This window comes from Flavobacterium sp. GP15 (genome assembly GCF_014281985.1).
In the GTDB taxonomy this organism is placed as follows: Bacteria; Bacteroidota; Bacteroidia; order Flavobacteriales; family Flavobacteriaceae; genus Flavobacterium; species Flavobacterium pygoscelis.
The window spans coordinates 33939-50778 of the sequence record NZ_JACFTC010000003.1 but is presented as its reverse complement, the minus strand read 5'-3'; the positions used below and the strand labels follow the sequence as shown (position 1 = coordinate 50778).

Here is a 16840-nt window from a genome sequence, read left to right as displayed (position 1 = left end):
GTCTTTATTTTAGAAAACAAATTTTTACATTTGATTTCAATATAACGAGACCTTTAAAAATACTTTATGTCAGATAACAAAGTCATTCTTGGGAGTGAAGAGTGGTGCTCTTTTCCAGAATTAGGAATTCCTACTATAAAAGCGCGAGTAGATTCAGGGGCAAAAACTTCTGCTTTACATGCAATAAACATTGCTCCTTTCATTAAAAACGAAAGCAATTGGGTAAAATTTGATATTAACCCGATTCAAAATAATTTAAAAACAGTTATTCACTGTGAAGCGCCACTTATCGATAAAAGAATAGTAAAAAGTAGTAGTGGTTTTAGAGAGCAGCGTTATGTAATTCAAACCAACCTTCAAATCGGTACTTCGACTTGGCCAATTGAAATGACCTTAACCAACCGAGATTCAATGGGATTTCGAATGCTTTTGGGACGTGAAGCCATGAGTGGTAGAGTATTAGTAGATCCTGAACAAAAGTACCTTTTGGGACAACCCACTTCTGACACTTTAAAAGAACTTTATAAGAATTCTGAAAAAGCAAGTTCTGGATTACGAATTGGCTTATTGGCTAGTAATCCCGAATTATACAGCAATAAGCGTATTATGGAAGCGGGTGAAATGCGAGGTCACGAAATGCACTTCCTGAACATCAAAGAATGCTATATGAAACTGGATGCAAAAACACCAGAAATTCATTATCGTGGTGGAAAAATACTGAATCAATTTGATGCTATCATCCCTAGAATTCGCCCAAGTATAACCTTTTATGGTTGTGCATTAACAAGACAATTTGAAGCACTAAAAGTATATTGCCTCAACTCTTCGCATGCGATTACACAATCTCGTGATAAACTCTATTCGTTACAATTATTACTGAATCATGGTGTTGAAATTCCAACTACTGGATTTGCAAATTCACCATTAGACACCGATGATTTAATAAAAATGGTAGGCGGACCGCCATTGATTGTTAAATTATTGGAAGGAACGCAAGGAAAAGGAGTGGTTTTAGCGGAGACAAAAAAAGCAGCAGAAAGTGTTATCAATGCTTTTAAAAGTTTAAATGCCAATATATTAGTTCAGGAATTTATAAAAGAAGCTAACGGAAAAGATATTCGTTGTTTTGTAATAGATGGTAAAGTTGTTGCAGCAATACAGCGAGAAGCGATGCCAGGCGAATTTAGAGCCAACATCCATTTGGGCGGAACGGCTTCTATTATCAAAGTTACTCCAGAAGAAAAACGCATCGCCATAAAAGCAACAAAAGCAATGGATCTTAAAGTAGCGGGTGTAGATATCATTCGTTCTTCAAAAGGGCCATTATTACTGGAAGTAAATTCGTCTCCAGGTTTAGAAGGAATCGAAGGAGCTACCAATAAAGATATAGCTGGTGAAATGATAAAAGCAATCGAGAAAAATTTCAAAAATCGATAACATCAAATGGATGAAATACAAAAGTGTATTTATCATTATTGCCATTTCACTTGTTTATGATGCCTTAGGCTTTTTATTTGAATATGCTCATTACGAAATTGGAGTAATTACAGGAAAAGAGCTCTTATTAGTCAGTTTGTCTTTGAAAGTTATAAGTGTTCTAATCTTAATAAAAGTGTATTTTAAATCAAAAAGTAATGAACCAATATCTTGATATAATAATTCGAAGTGCAGCTGTCTATTTCTTTATGGTAATCGCATTGCGTCTTTTTGGAAAGAAAGAATTATCACAATTAAATACTGCAGATGTCATTTTAATATTATTAATCAGTAACTCCGTTCAAAATGCTATGGTAGGCAATAACACCAGCTTATGGGGTGGATTGGCGGCAGCTTCTGTTCTTTTTACCATCAATTACATTTTAAAAAAATTAATGTTTAGGTATAGTAAGTTTAGTGATTTCATGCAAGAAAAACCAGAAATATTGATACATAATGGCAATCTAGATTTCAATATTTTAAGTAAACTCAACATCACTTCTGATGAGTTGAAAGAAGCAATGAGAGAACATGGAATCGAATATTTTAAAGATGTAAAACTAGCTATGCTTGAAATTGATGGTAACATAAGTATTATTTCTGGCACTCAAAACCTAAAACAAACTCATTTCAAGCGAAAACACAATCACAAAAATCTAAGTGGACTAAACTAATTATTAAATTATAGCTAATGTTAGTAGAAATTTATTTGTAATCTAAAAAAATATTATGACTAAAATTACAGCACATATTGGTGCAGCAAATTACAGAACAGAAATTAGATCAGCAACAAACACTATTATTTCAGATGAACCAGAAAGTGCCGGAGGAATTGATTCAGGCTTTTCACCTTATGAATTGCTTGCATCGTCTCTAGCAGCTTGCACCTGCATTACATTACGTATGTATGCAAATCGAAAAGGTTGGGAATTAAAGGATGTAAAAGTAGAAGTTTATTTTGAAGAAGAAACACAAGAAAATACAACTAAAATAACACGAACCATTGAATTATTTGGAAATTTGGGTCAGGATCAAAAAGACAGATTGCTAAATATTGCAAACAAATGTCCTATTCACAAAATACTAAGCAATACTATTGAAGTCAAATCAGAACTCAAATAGTAAACTCAATAATCAAAATAAGATAAATAATTATTTTCATAAAAAAAACCATTCATTGTGAATGGTTTTTTTTATGAAAATAAGTTTATACTAGAAAAATATATTTAAAATATAATAGATTACTGCTGCCAAAATTGCCGAAATAGGAATTGTTAATACCCAAGCCCAAATCAAACTTACTGTCATCCCCCATCTTACAGCAGAAACTCTTTTTGTAAGTCCTACTCCAATAATAGATCCAGTAATGGTATGCGTTGTACTCACAGGAACTTTAAAATGCTCTGTAAAATATAAGGTCAATGCACCTGCCGTTTCTGCAGCTACACCTTCAAAAGAAGTTACTTTTGTTATTTTAGAGCCCATTGTTTTAACAATTTTCCAACCTCCGCTCAAAGTTCCTGCTGCAATGGCAGAGTAACAGGCTAGAGGAATCCATTCAGGCATTTTAAAATCGCCATCTGCGTTAGGAAGAACAACATCCAACCAATGCGGAAGACTTTCTTGCGTAATTCCACTGGTGTGAATATAAACAGTAACGGCTGCAGCAATAATTCCCATTACTTTTTGAGAATCATTTCCACCATGACCTAAACTAAAAGCCGCAGAAGATATTAACTGCATCTTTTTTAACCAATAATTCGATTGATGTAGATTTAAACTACTGAATATCATACAAAAACCACTAATTGATAGGACAATAAAGGCTACTAAAAACCATTTAATGTTGTGAGATTCTAAAGCTACACTCCAAAAATGGGAATCGAAGCGTGGTTTTTTAATCTGATCATAATAAACCATTTGACTCTCTACAAACCAAATTGTCAATATCATCAAAAAAGCGGTAAATATTTTAGGATAAATACTCTTTTTAGAAGCGTTAAGAAGCCAAATAGAGATCAAATATGACATCAATGCACCCAAAACAGGAGCCAAAACAATAAAGGCAATAATAATTAAAACTCCCGAAGGAAAACCACCATCTTTTCCGGCTGTGTACCAGTTTACGGTATCATACCAATAAGAGGTATAGCTTTTTGCACCATCTACAATTGTATATTCAAAAAAACCATGAACTGCAATAGCATGTGCAATAGCAGCGCCTGCAAAACCACCGATCAATGTATGAGAAGAACTTGAAGGAATTCCTTGCCACCAAGTAAATAAATTCCAAATAATAGCTGCAATAACTCCTGCAAGGATTACAACTAAGTCTATTTCTAGGGTATTGGCAGTTTTCGCAACGGTATCCGCTACACCAAAACCAAAAACCCAATAGGCTAAAAAGTTAAAAAAAGCGGCCCAAACTACCGCCTGGAAAGGAGTTAGTACTTTTGTGGCAACAACAGTAGCAATTGCATTAGCCGCATCATGAAAACCATTGATATAATCAAAGATTAAAGCCAGTACTATGATAACTATAAGTAGAGTAAATTCCATAATTTTAATTTCAGAATAAAACGATTTAAATTAAGAATGTTTTACAGAAATTGATTCTAGGACACTTGCTACGCTTTTGCATTTATCAGCAGCATTTTCTAAAACTGATAATACTTCTTTGTATTTAATAATGTTTTTGGCATCTGTCTCATTTTCGAATAAATCAAGAACTGCTTTATCATAAACATTATCTGATTTATTTTCTAGCTTATTGATTCTAACGATAGCATCAGTGATGTTTTTCATTTTTTTCAAATCTCTCAATTCTCTAACAGCAACATCAATGTTCTGACAAGCTTCTAGATTTATTTCTGTTAGTTTCCTGATCGATTTTGTGATTTTGTCTACTTGGTACAAACGCATTCTACTCGCAGCTCCATGTAAATAATCAGCAACATTATCGATTGAAGTGATCAAGGCATGAATATCTTCTCTATCAAATGGGGTAATAAAATTTCTACTTAACTCTAAATTCGTCTGACGTGTTATGTCCTCTCCTTTTTGTTCTAAAGTATCAATTTTCTGAAAAAGAACTTCACGTTCCTTCAATGGAAGATTAACAGCTTCGTGCAAATTTGTAGCAATTTCAATCAAATTACTTGAAGCCTCTTCAAAAAGAGGAAAGAATTTTTTGTCTTTAGGAACCAAAAACTGGAAAAAATTATTTATGTTCATTTACTTTAAATTTAGTGCGACAAAATTACAGCATTCTTGTCTTTTAATGTTAAGCTAATATTAACAAATCGGTTTCGATTTGAAAAGTATTTAAAAAAGCTACCGTGTTTTCTATATCATAGTGTAAAATTCTGTCATCTTTAATTAACGGAACTTCTTGTCTATAGGCTGTCAAAAACATTTCAATAAAATCACTCGATTGCAAAGGTCTTCTGTACTCAATAGCTTGAGAAGCGTTCATTAGCTCAATGGCTAAAATTCGCTCCAGATTATCCAACACTCGCAATGCTTTTGTAGCTGCATTTGCGCCCATACTAACGTGATCTTCTTGACCGTTACTCGAAACAATACTATCTACACTTGCTGGAGTTGCTAATTGCTTATTTTGACTAGCAATACTCGCTGCTGTATATTGTGGAATCATTAATCCTGAATTTAATCCTGGATTATCTACTAAAAAAGCAGGTAGATTTCTAGTGCCCGATATTAATTGATAGGTTCTACGCTCTGAAATGCTTCCTAATTCAGCCAAAGCAATTGCCATAAAATCTAAGGCTAAAGCCAAAGGTTGTCCGTGGAAATTTCCTCCAGAAATGATTTGGTCACTTTCAATAAAAATATTAGGATTATCCGTCACCGAATTAATTTCTGTTTTAAACACTTTCTTCACATACTCAATCGCATCTTTAGAAGCACCGTGAACTTGCGGCATACATCTAAAAGAATAAGGATCCTGAACGTGTGCTTTAGTTTGCTCGATTATCTCACTTCCTTCTAGAAACCCTTTGATACGGTTTGCCGTTACAATTTGTCCTTTATGAGGTCTAATAAAATGAATTAACTCATGAAAAGGCTCGATTCTTCCGTCGAAACCTTCTAACGAAATGGTTCCTATTAAATCTGCTAAATAAGACAACTTACTTACTTTCATCAAAATATGAGCTCCGTAAGCACTCATAAATTGAGTACCGTTTAATAATGCTAATCCTTCTTTTGATTGCAAAATGATTGGTTCCCAATTAAAAATTTTCATTATTTCACTAGAATGGACTTTTTTTCCTTCATAATACACGTCACCTTCACCCAACAATGGTAAAGATAAATGGGCTAAAGGAGCCAAATCTCCCGATGCACCTAGAGAACCTTGAGTATAAATAACGGGTAAAATATCATTGTTATAAAAAGCAATTAACCGTTCTACTGTTTGCAACTGAACTCCGGAGTGACCATAACTCAACGACTGAATTTTAAGTAACAACATCAATTTTACAATACTACTTGGCACTTCTTCTCCTGTTCCGCATGCGTGAGATTTTACAAGATTCTCCTGAAGTTTAGAAAGATTTTCGTTTGATATTTTCACATTGCAAAGTGATCCAAAACCTGTATTGATACCGTAAATAGCACCAGACTCTGCGGCCATTTTTTTGTCTAAATAATCTCTACACTTCTGAATATTTATTTTTGCTTCTTCTGATAAAGCTAATGCTTTGTGATGCGTAATAATTTCAGCTAATGATTCAAGGCTAAGTAATTCAGTACTAATGTAGTGCGTATTATCCATTTTGATAGTGTTTAAAAAGTAAAATTGAGTAAATCTTTATTATTACACAACATATATTGATAATAATTTAAAAAGAGTCCTTAAACAAAACCAAAAAATAAATTCTTTACAAAGCCATTATCTAACTTAGCCCGCGTTGTGAGAATAACATATACTGGTATTACTATTTGAAAGACAATTCAAGCTATTCATTTTTAACGAAGTAATAATATTAAAATAAAACATTAAAGCGTATTTCTGTATTTTACAATTACCTACTTAAAAAAGAGTGTTTTTATATTGTATAAAAAGTTTATTAGCAAATTTGGAATTTTTGACGGTAAAGAATAATAATGAATTAAGAAATAAAAAACTCGGCAAAATGATTATTAAACAATTTATTCTTCTTACAACTTTAAATTTTGAGCTATTCGCAAAAATGAAACAAAAGTTTTCTAACTCTCTAAAAAAGGTTAGTTTTGTAGTAATAAAATGATAAACAACAGCATAACATATCAATATTCGATGACAACTCCTATTTGGGTTGCAACTGCTGTTACGTTTACTACAACAACTACAATTACCCCTTTGGGGTAAATTTCCTACATATAATCCTATTGTATATTCTCTTTTTTTCTAGAGAAAAAATTTATTGGGCTTATAATAAATAATTCCTTCTCGCATAAACAATGCAAAATCAAGTTGTCACTTTAAAAAAAGGGCAAATCTATTTTATAAAATAATACAAATACAACTTCGCATGAGAGTTTTAAAATTTGGAGGATCCTCCGTAGCCAATGCAAAAAACATAAAACTTGTTTTAGATATTATCACTAAAAAAGCAGCAACAGAAAAATTAATCGTTGTCGTTTCCGCCTTTAGCAAAATTACCGATTTACTCCTGTTAGCTTCTAAGAAAGCAGCAGCTGGTGACGAGAGTTTCAAAGAAATTCTTGCAGATATAGAGAGACAACATTTGGATTCTTTAAAAGAATTGATTCCGATAAGCGAACAAAGTAGTCTTTTAAGCCATGTTAAAAGAATTATCAACCATTTAGAAACTTTATTAGATGGCTGTTATCTCTTAGGAGAATTATCGTTGCGAACTTCAGATACCATTTTGAGTTTTGGAGAATTACTATCGTCTTATATTATTGCGGAAGCTTTAAAACAAAATCTAAAAAATAGCGGTTATAAAGACAGTCGCGAAATAATAAAAACAAACAATCATTTTGGTAAAGCAACTGTTAATTTTGAAATCACTAATCGATTAATAACTGATTATTTTGCATCTAATGAAAATCAAGTAGTTGTAATGCCTGGGTTTATCGCAGCTTCTTTAGACGGAATCAACACTACTTTGGGTCGTGGCGGATCCGATTATACTGCGGCAATTATTGCTGGCGCATTGAATGCAACTGAACTAGAAATATGGACAGATGTGAATGGGATGTTTACCGCAAATCCAAAAGTAGTAAAACAAGCACAACCCATTGCCTTTATATCGTATCAAGAAGCAATGGAGCTGTCGCATTTTGGTGCCAAAGTTTTATATCCCCCAACTATACAACCTGTTTTAAGAAAGAACATTCCAATTCTAATTAAAAACACTTTCGAACCGCAAGCCGAAGGAACCTACATTTCCAATCAAGAAATGTCACATACCAATCCTGTGAAAGGAATCAGCCATATTGACAATATTACTTTGATCACTCTAGAAGGTTCTGGAATGATTGGCGTAACTGGTTCCTCTAAAAGACTTTTTGAAGTATTATCACATCAAGAAATTAATGTGATTTTTATTACTCAAGCCTCTTCCGAGCACTCTATTTGCATCGGAATTCTAAATTCAGATGCCGATAGTGCAGAAGAATCGATCAATAAAGCTTTTGAAGTTGAAATTTCTCAAAATAAAATAGCCCCTTGTATTGTAGAGAAAAATTTATGCATCATTGCCCTAGTAGGTGAGAATATGAAAAATCATCAAGGTTTAAGCGGTAGAATGTTTAGTACTTTGGGGAAAAATAATGTAAATATTCGCGCTATTGCTCAAGGTGCTTCCGAACGAAATATTTCGGCTGTTATTAGCGAAAGAGATGTGAAAAAAGCATTAAATAGTCTTCATGAAACCTTTTTTGAAAAGAACACCAAACAACTGAACTTATTTGTAATGGGAGTTGGAAATGTTGGTGAAAAATTCATCGAACAAATTCACCAACAAAAGAAATTCTTAAAAGAAAATCTTAAAATTAATGTACGCGTTATAGCATTATCTAACTCTAAAAAAATGTATTTTGATGAAGATGGTATTTCATTGAAAGAATGGCGATTTTTGCTAGAGACAGGAGAAACTGCTGATAAAGAAAAGTTTATTACTACAGTAAAAGAACTCAATTTGCGCAATAGCATTTTTGTTGATATTACTGCAAATGAAAGTATTTCTCAAACATACGAACAGTTTTTAAAACGCAACATTGCCGTTGTCACTTGTAATAAAATTGCTTGTGCATCTGAATTTGACAATTACAAAAAATTAAAAAAATTATCTCAAAAATTCAATGCCCCATTTTTGTTTGAAACCAATGTTGGAGCTGGTTTACCTATTATTGATACACTAAAAAATTTGATTGCTTCTGGGGATAAAGTACATAAAATCCAAGCTGTTTTGTCTGGAAGTTTAAACTTTGTTTTTAATAATTTTGATACACAAAATAGTTTTCATGATGTCGTAAAAGAAGCAGGTATTCAGGGATTTACGGAACCAGATCCTAAAATCGATTTGAGCGGAATTGATGTCGCGAGAAAAATTTTGATATTAATACGAGAAAGCGGCTATCAAATGGAAATGAATCAGATTACTAATGAATCTTTTATGCCCGCTGAATGTTTAGATACCACTTCAAACGAAACTTTTTTTGAATCATTAAAAAAACACGCCTCCCATTTTGAAGCCATTTATCAAGAAGCTGTAAGCAAAGACTCAAGACTTAAATATGTAGCACAATTTGAAGACGGCAAAGCAAATGTTGGCTTGCGTTTTATTCCTAAAGACCATCCGTTTTATAATTTAGAAGGAAAAGACAACATTGTTTTATTCTTTACAGATCGTTACGTTGAGCAACCCTTATTAATAAAAGGTGCTGGTGCTGGAGCCGCAGTTACCGCATCTGGAATTTTTGCAGATGTGATCAGAATTGGAAATAACTAATTAGTCGAAAGTGAAAAGTCTTGCTGTCGAAAGTAAAAAACTTGATGACAAAAAGGCTACAACTTTAGACTATAAGACTTTAAAAACTTTATGAATACTATTAAAATATTTTGTCCTGCAACTATTGCGAATTTGTCTTGTGGATTTGATGTCCTTGGATTATGCCTAGAAACGGCTGGCGACGAAATGATTATTCGAAAATCTGATGTAAAAGGAGTTCGTATTATCAAAATTGTTGGTGCCGATTTACCATTGGAAACCGAAAAAAATGTGGCAAGTGTAGCGGCTTTAGCAATGCTCGAAAATGTAACAACCGAGTTTGGATTTGAAATTGAAATTTACAAAAACATAAAAGCAGGAAGCGGAATCGGAAGCAGTGCGGCAAGTTCAGCAGGAGCTGTTTTTGGAATTAATGAATTATTGGGTCGTCCATTTACCAGAAAAGAATTGGTTTTATTTGCCATGCAAGGTGAAAAACTAGCCAGCGGAAACGCACATGCTGATAATGTTGCTCCTGCCCTTTTGGGCGGATTTACTTTGGTTCGGAGTTACGATCCATTGGATATTATCAAAATTAAAAGTCCATCAGAATTATACGCGACGATTATTCATCCTCAAATTGAGTTGAAAACTTCGGATGCGCGTTCCGTATTAAAACAAAATGTATCGCTAAAAAGTGCCATTGTACAATGGGGAAACCTTGGCGGATTAATCGCAGGATTATACACTCAGGATTACGATTTAATCGGACGCTCACTTCATGATGAGATTGTAGAGCCGTTGCGAAGTGTTTTGATTCCAGGATTTGATTTAATCAAGCAAACTGCTTTAGAAAACGGTGCTTTAGGTTCTGGGATATCGGGTTCTGGACCTTCTATTTTTGCTTTAAGCAAAGGTTTAGCTACTGCTGAAAAAATTGCAAAAGCCATGAGTGAAGTTTATAACAATATGAATCTGCCTTATGAAATTCATGTTTCTAGAGTAAATGATGAGGGAATGAAAGTTATTATTTAAGATTTTTGATTAACGATTTTTGATTTCAGATGTAACTGCTTTGCAAAGAATCACAAGTCGTCAATCTCTTTTCTAAAATACATTTTAAGAATAAATAATATAAGAATATTGATTAATAATTTATGATTTCAGATGTAACGACGTCACGAAAAAATCATAAATCAAAAATCGTTAATGCGCAATCAAAAATCATAATGAAATATTACAGTTTAAACCATAATGCACCAAATGTTTCTTTTCAAGATGCCGTAATACAGGGAATAGCACCCGATAAAGGATTGTATTTTCCTGATACAATAACGCCATTAAATGCTGATTTTTTTGATACTATCGAAAATCTGAGCAATGAAGAAATTGCTTATCAAGCCATTAAACAATTTGTAGGCAATGAAATTCCAGAAATTATCTTAAAAGAAATTATCGCAGAAACATTATGTTTTGACTTTCCAGTAATTGAAGTAGAAAAAGATATTTACGCACTGGAATTGTTTCATGGTCCAACTATGGCTTTTAAGGATGTTGGCGCACGATTTATGTCCCGTTGTTTAGGTCATTTTAATAAAGAAAAAAAGGACAGCAAAAACACCGTTCTTGTTGCCACGTCTGGTGATACTGGTGGCGCTGTAGCCAGTGGTTTTCTTGGCGTAAAAGGCGTTGAAGTCATCATTTTATATCCTTCCGGAAAAGTAAGCGATATTCAAGAAAGGCAATTAACCACTTTAGGTCAAAACATCACTGCTCTTGAGGTTGATGGCGTTTTTGATGATTGTCAAGATATGGTTAAAAAGGCTTTTTTAGATATAGATTTAAAAAACAAGAACTTAACTTCGGCAAACTCTATTAATATTGCGCGTTGGCTACCACAAATGTTCTATTTTTTCTTTGCATATAAAGCCTTAAAAAAAGAGAACAAACCATTAATTTTCTCCTGTCCGAGTGGCAATTTTGGAAACATTTGCGCTGGCATTATTGCTAAAAAAATGGGATTACCAATCGAACATTTTGTAGCTTCTACGAATGTAAATGATACTGTTCCTAGATTTTTAGAAAATGGTGTTTACGATCCAAAACCTTCTAAAGCTACGATTTCGAATGCAATGGATGTTGGAAATCCAAGTAATTTTATCCGAATTCAGGAAATGTATCAAAATGATTTAGCACAATTCAAAAACGATTTTTCTTCATTTACATTTTCCGATGAAGAAACACTGGAAGCAATGAAAACTATTTATAACACCAACGGTTATATTGCAGAACCTCACGGAGCAGTTGGATATTTAGGGTTAAAAAAGGAATTGCAAAACCATAAAAATGCGATTGGTATTTTTTTAGAAACGGCTCATCCTATTAAATTTTTAGATACTGTAGAACCAACTTTGAATGTAAAACTACCCATTCCGACACAAATAGAAAGCGTTTTAAATAAAGAAAAAGTGAGTGTGAAAATTAAAACGTATCAAGAGTTAAAAGAGTTTTTAATCCAATAAATAAAGTCACGCTTTAAAACTTTTACTTGATTCAAAATTATAATCCTTACCACAAATTTACCGATGCGTAAAAGATGGAGTAAGGATTTTTTTGTTTGGTATATATTCAAATAATTTATTGATAACATCTTTTTTATTAGCTCTCTTCGCAATTCTAGTTAATGAGAAAAAGTAGGTTATTTAGCCTCGATAGTAGCGGTATCCTTTATGCTTGGCGTTCAAGCATAAAGATATAGCGAATAGCGAGACGAATAGCGTTGCTGAAATCAAAATGTGTGCTCCTAATTGAACATGAGAATAGGAACTTTTACAAGTTAGTTTTTATTAAAAATAAAAGGCCTAAAGCTTTAAAAATTAAAAAACTAAGACTAATAATATCAATAAAGTAAGCAAAAAAAATATTTTAAAATCACCCATTGATTTAGACCTAAATTTTAACTACTTTTGCAAAATAATAAGTTGTTTGTGTTCCCCTCTTTTAAGAATAGAAAAAACAACTTATCTTCACAAAAAAACAAAACGTAAGTAGTACTATTTTTTTGACTTTTATTAAAATTCGAACAGAGTCGTAATGCTTCAAAAAACTACCTGATAAAGTAGCTTCCCATATCAACATAATTTATTTAAAAAGAAGGAGAAAAAAGTTTATGACGAATCATAGCATGAATGCTGTTAGTTTTGAAATTGAATTATTGGACAAACATAAAGAGTATATCAATCAGTATAAATCGAATGATTTTTACTGGGGAGTTGGTATCGAAAATGAATGTTATTTAGAGTTTGAAAAACACCGAACGGTGGATAAAGATTTTTTGCTAACCAAGGGTCTGCATGAAAAGTACAGCGTGAATCATTTTAAGAATTACAAAGAAAATGTATTCGAAAATTCTTTGCTAAAAATCTTAACGGAAAAGGAATACCATATTCCTGTATTGATGAATTCGCATTCGTTTACAAAAACAGATGTGAATAATGAACACGAAACTTTAGATTTTATAGATAAGGAGCCTAATCCTGAGTATTCTGGAGTAAGTATATTTGATAAATTACAAAAAAATAATAGCTATTTTGTTGATGAACTTCAGAAAAAATTCATTTTTGATGGGGATACTATTGAATTTGTAACGCAAGATTTTTACAAAAAAGATGTTGATAGCGTTATTGCCGAGTTAGCAAATATCAAACAAGAATTTACAAATCACTTGCAAAACGGAATGGAGCAAGAAAATATTTTTTCGGAGTTTGGAAAAATAAAAATTTGCTCTGTCAATCATCCTTTTGCCATATTTGTGTCGAATAATGAGAATTATTCTGTTTTTAATAACATGACGTATCATTTTAATTTAACAATTCCGACAGAATTAAACGTGGAAGGTGAAATTAAAGATAAAATTGATTTCATAAAAAAACACCAACGCACGATTCGATTGTTTCAGTGGTTGAGCCCTTTGTTCATGATTAAATTTGGTTCTTCCGATTATTTATCACATAACGATATTGATGTAAACTTAACAAAGGCTTCGCAACGATGTGCTATGTCAAGATACATTGGCGTGGGAACTTATGATACTGATGTAATGAAAACGGGTAAGATTGTGCAAATGGATTTTACAGCACATCCGATGCATGATAATCCGAAGTGGTGGGTAAATCGCTACTCCGAAATATCAGATTACGAACAAATTGATAAAATAGGATTGGACATCAATTTTCACAAACATAAAAATCACGGTATTGAATTTAGAATGTTTGATTATTTTGAAGAAAAGCACCTAAAAGAAGTATTGCAATTTCTTGTTTTTATTATGGATCATTCTTTATTACACGAAATTGAAAATCCAATATGTAATTTAGAATGGAATAACTTTACTTTTGAATCGATTGTTCATGGAAAAGAAACCGTTGTTCCAGCTGATTATATTGCTATTTTAGAAGAAATGTTAGTAATCAATATTCCATCAACGGACCCAATAGAAATCTACAATCAGATATATGCTAGCTTTCATGCAAAATATTATAAAAATGGTTTTTGCAGTTCGTTACTAATTAAGAAAGACGCTATTTTGTCGTAATATTTAGGTAAGATAATTTCATAAAAAAAGACTTTTTGAAGGTTTAATCCTTTAAAAAGTCTTTTTTTTATTTTAAATATTTAATTAATCGTGGTAATAAAAAATCGCAGAGGAATAGCCTTTTTCAGGATCTGGATTTGCCCACCAATCTTTTCTCACTTCAGCAAAATAATTATAATTATCATAACCTGCTTGCGATTGCAAAGGATAAATCACTTTACCATCTACTCTGTACGCTTTCTCGGTTTCAGTTTCGGGAACGACTACAACAATATGACCGGATTTATTTAGGATAAATCGTTTTGCAGAGATAATTCCTACTCCACCATTTTCATTGACTCTTTTTTGAAGTTCATCAACATTGTCGATTTTTTGCCAACCAAAATTATTGGATGCTTCTTCAAACCAATCATAAAGATAATTGGAGTAAAAAGGTCTTACGGTATCATTAAAAATTAAGGGTACTTCATTTCCTTTTTCTAACTCCTCTATTGCCTTATCAGTCCATCGCAACCTTGGAATGTATACTTTAGTAAAAAAACAATAATCAAAAGTGTACACATTGCAATACGTATCGGCTTCATCCTTCTCGTATCTGAAACTTTTTGACACGTTTAATTTGTCGATAATTTTTTTTATAGAAGCTTTTTTAGTCTCTACATTTGTTAGATCTCTAAAAGGAATATCAGGATTGCCTATTGGTTTATAAGTTTCCTCTTTAGAATCTAGACTGGATTTTGAACTTGGTTCAAAATTAGGAATTTCTATATCTGAATTTTTAATAATCGTTTCGTCAATAAGTTCTAAATCTTTTGAACACACAAAACCCTCTTTATCAGTATTTAAAAGTTTTACTTTCCACCAATCAGATTCGGTGTCATCAAGTAATTTAACGGTATGCCTAAAAGGAATATCTGCTAAAATCGTAGAATTATCCATCGTCGGCGGAAAATCTCTAAGATTTAATGACGAAGTTGCTACTCTATATTTCATAGTAATCTAATTTAAAACCTAAATTATTTGATGCCAAAATACTAAAAAGCGCTAAGATTACGGCAAAACTAACTAGTTATTTTATAAAAAAAACAAAATTCATATTAGATCTTACTCATTTTTACATTGTTAATTTAAATTTCACGTTTTCGTTATCAATCTGAAAGTCAAAATATTTGAAATATCAGCCAGATACAAAACAATGCAAAGGAAATAACAACATTCTTTTTTATCTTTGAAAACGTAAAACCAAAATCCAATTATTTCGCATGATCACAATTGCAACACTTGAAGACGTTTCTGCATTAAACACATTAATAAACGCATCTTATCGCGGAGAATCATCTAAAAAAGGGTGGACTACTGAAGCAAATATATTAGAAGGACTTAGAACTACGGAACAAGAGTTACAAGAAAACATTATAAATCCTGCTAATACTATTTTAAAATTTACGGAAAACAATGTTATTATTGGTTGTGTATTGCTGGTTGTAAAAGAGCAGCAATTGTATTTAGGAATGTTGACCGTTTCTCCAGAATTACAAAATAGTGGGGTTGGGAAAAAGTTATTAAAACAGGCAGAAATTCATGCTCACGAAAAAGGACTGCCAAAAATTGTGATGACTGTTATTTCGGTTCGAGAAGAACTTATTGCTTGGTACAAACGCAATGGTTATGTAGATACTGGAGCCAGAGAACCTTTTCCTGCAAGTGAATTTCATATTCCGATTTCAGATACACCTTTAGAGTTTATTGTATTAGAAAAGAAAGTTTTGTAAAACATATTAGCCGTATATGAGTATTAAAGTTTTGAATTAAATATTATTATTTGGTAGTTACCAGAAACGTTAAAAAAACGAACGTAGAATGAAAAAACAATTGATATTTTTCGTTTTAATTTACGGAATGCTTACCAGTTGTAAGCAGGAATCTAATGAAGTTAAAACAAAATTAAAAAATGAAGAATTATTAAATACCAAAACAGAAAGTATGGTAATAACTAAAATAGATTCCTCCGAACTTCCAAAATCATTAAAATACTCTGGTTTTATTAAAAATGCTGTTCGATGGAATGATAATCAAGGAGAAAACATATTAATAACAACTGAAACAGGTATTTATACAAACGAAAAATTTGAACATGAAAATGATGGTTCTGATGCAGAACTTTATGCTTACCACTTCATTGTAAAAGATAATGAGTTATTTCAAACTTGGCAAGTTTATGATTATATTAAAGACTGTTCAGTTGATATTGAAGCTACATTTGTTAAAAATACTCTTCAAGTAACGGATTTAGATAAAAACGGAATTGCAGAAATATGGCTAATGTATAAAAAAGTTTGTCATGGAGATGTTAGTCCATCAGAGATGAAAGTTATTATGTACGAAGGAAATAAAAAATTTGCAATGCGCGGAGAAAATAAAGTATTTGCAGGAATAGATAATAATGGAAAAAAACAATTTTATGGTGGAGAATATAAATTTGACAAAGAATTTAAAAATGGTTCAAGAGTTTTTAAAAACTATGCGTTGAATTTATGGAACAAAAATATTATGTAAAGTTTAGATAAATAAAAAGCACTAGCTCCAAACAGTCTCTATACCTTATTGGGGTTTTGGACTTAATTTAAAGATAATTTTGTATCATGAAAATTGGTTTTTAGTGGGGAAATATCGATTCTTTAATCCCCAACCACTCCAAGCGTAAAGACGATATGTCACTAATCTATAAATCACATTTTATTGCCATCGTCATTAAATTATTACTTAAACGGAATAATTGCATTATTCAACTTTTTATGCATAGAGA

At 32.1% G+C, this 16840-nt stretch carries 14 protein-coding genes; 10 read left to right on the top strand and 4 right to left on the bottom strand.

Annotated elements, in window-relative coordinates; translation table 11 throughout:
- The first annotated feature begins 66 nt into the window (after nucleotides 1-66).
- From rimK to H2650_RS08215, 4 genes are read left to right on the top strand one after another with little or no spacing between them, the layout of a single operon-like run.
- Nucleotides 67-1437, top strand: coding sequence for a 30S ribosomal protein S6--L-glutamate ligase (rimK, locus tag H2650_RS08230; RefSeq protein WP_188050334.1), 1371 nt, complete (start codon nucleotides 67-69; stop codon nucleotides 1435-1437).
- Between the two features lie 10 nt (nucleotides 1438-1447).
- The gene (locus tag H2650_RS08225; protein ID WP_188050333.1) at nucleotides 1448-1651 is read left to right on the top strand and encodes a hypothetical protein; all 204 of its coding nucleotides are present in this window, start codon (nucleotides 1448-1450) and stop codon (nucleotides 1649-1651) included.
- On the top strand, nucleotides 1635-2150 hold the full coding sequence (locus H2650_RS08220) for a DUF421 domain-containing protein (RefSeq protein WP_188050332.1): 516 nt from the start codon (nucleotides 1635-1637) through the stop codon (nucleotides 2148-2150). The genes H2650_RS08225 and H2650_RS08220 overlap by 17 nt, the downstream gene beginning before the upstream one ends.
- 55 nt (nucleotides 2151-2205) lie before the next feature.
- Nucleotides 2206-2598 (top strand): OsmC family protein, encoded by a 393-nt coding sequence (locus tag H2650_RS08215; protein ID WP_188050331.1) that lies wholly within the window; start codon nucleotides 2206-2208, stop codon nucleotides 2596-2598.
- Between the two features lie 90 nt (nucleotides 2599-2688).
- Here the strand turns inward: H2650_RS08215 and H2650_RS08210 are convergent, their stop codons facing one another.
- From H2650_RS08210 to hutH, 3 genes are read right to left on the bottom strand one after another with little or no spacing between them, the layout of a single operon-like run.
- Nucleotides 2689-4035 (bottom strand): inorganic phosphate transporter, encoded by a 1347-nt coding sequence (locus H2650_RS08210; protein WP_188050330.1) that lies wholly within the window; start codon nucleotides 4033-4035, stop codon nucleotides 2689-2691.
- Nucleotides 4036-4065: 30 nt separating this feature from the next.
- Nucleotides 4066-4710, bottom strand: a complete 645-nt coding sequence (locus H2650_RS08205; RefSeq protein ID WP_188050329.1) for a DUF47 domain-containing protein — start codon at nucleotides 4708-4710, stop codon at nucleotides 4066-4068.
- Between the two features lie 49 nt (nucleotides 4711-4759).
- On the bottom strand, nucleotides 4760-6274 hold the full coding sequence (gene hutH, locus H2650_RS08200) for a histidine ammonia-lyase (RefSeq protein ID WP_188050328.1): 1515 nt from the start codon (nucleotides 6272-6274) through the stop codon (nucleotides 4760-4762).
- Nucleotides 6275-7013: 739 nt separating this feature from the next.
- Between hutH and thrA the strand changes: the two genes are divergently transcribed.
- The 4 genes from thrA (at nucleotide 7014) to H2650_RS08180 (ending at nucleotide 14034) form a co-directional block, all read left to right on the top strand.
- Nucleotides 7014-9461 (top strand): bifunctional aspartate kinase/homoserine dehydrogenase I, encoded by a 2448-nt coding sequence (gene thrA, locus H2650_RS08195; RefSeq protein ID WP_188050327.1) that lies wholly within the window; start codon nucleotides 7014-7016, stop codon nucleotides 9459-9461.
- 90 nt (nucleotides 9462-9551) lie between these two features.
- The gene (locus tag H2650_RS08190) at nucleotides 9552-10475 is read left to right on the top strand and encodes a homoserine kinase (protein WP_188050326.1); all 924 of its coding nucleotides are present in this window, start codon (nucleotides 9552-9554) and stop codon (nucleotides 10473-10475) included.
- A 194-nt stretch (nucleotides 10476-10669) separates the two neighbouring features.
- Entirely contained in the window at nucleotides 10670-11962 is a 1293-nt protein-coding gene (gene thrC / locus H2650_RS08185) for a threonine synthase (RefSeq protein ID WP_188050325.1), read from the top strand.
- A 647-nt stretch (nucleotides 11963-12609) separates the two neighbouring features.
- A complete protein-coding gene (locus H2650_RS08180; protein WP_188050324.1) occupies nucleotides 12610-14034 on the top strand; it encodes a hypothetical protein in 1425 nt (474 codons plus the stop codon).
- A gap of 84 nt (nucleotides 14035-14118) precedes the next feature.
- Here the strand turns inward: H2650_RS08180 and H2650_RS08175 are convergent, their stop codons facing one another.
- Nucleotides 14119-15027 carry an SH3 domain-containing protein gene (locus H2650_RS08175; protein ID WP_188050323.1) on the bottom strand — a complete coding sequence of 303 codons (909 nt, stop codon included), beginning with the start codon at nucleotides 15025-15027 and terminating at the stop codon, nucleotides 14119-14121.
- 269 nt (nucleotides 15028-15296) lie between these two features.
- Between H2650_RS08175 and H2650_RS08170 the strand changes: the two genes are divergently transcribed.
- Both H2650_RS08170 and H2650_RS08165 read left to right on the top strand, forming a co-directional pair.
- Nucleotides 15297-15806, top strand: a complete 510-nt coding sequence (locus H2650_RS08170) for a GNAT family N-acetyltransferase (protein WP_188050322.1) — start codon at nucleotides 15297-15299, stop codon at nucleotides 15804-15806.
- An 88-nt stretch (nucleotides 15807-15894) separates the two neighbouring features.
- Complete coding sequence (locus tag H2650_RS08165; protein WP_188050321.1) at nucleotides 15895-16590, top strand: M949_RS01915 family surface polysaccharide biosynthesis protein; 696 nt, start codon at nucleotides 15895-15897, stop codon at nucleotides 16588-16590.
- Nucleotides 16591-16840: the final 250 nt, after the last annotated feature.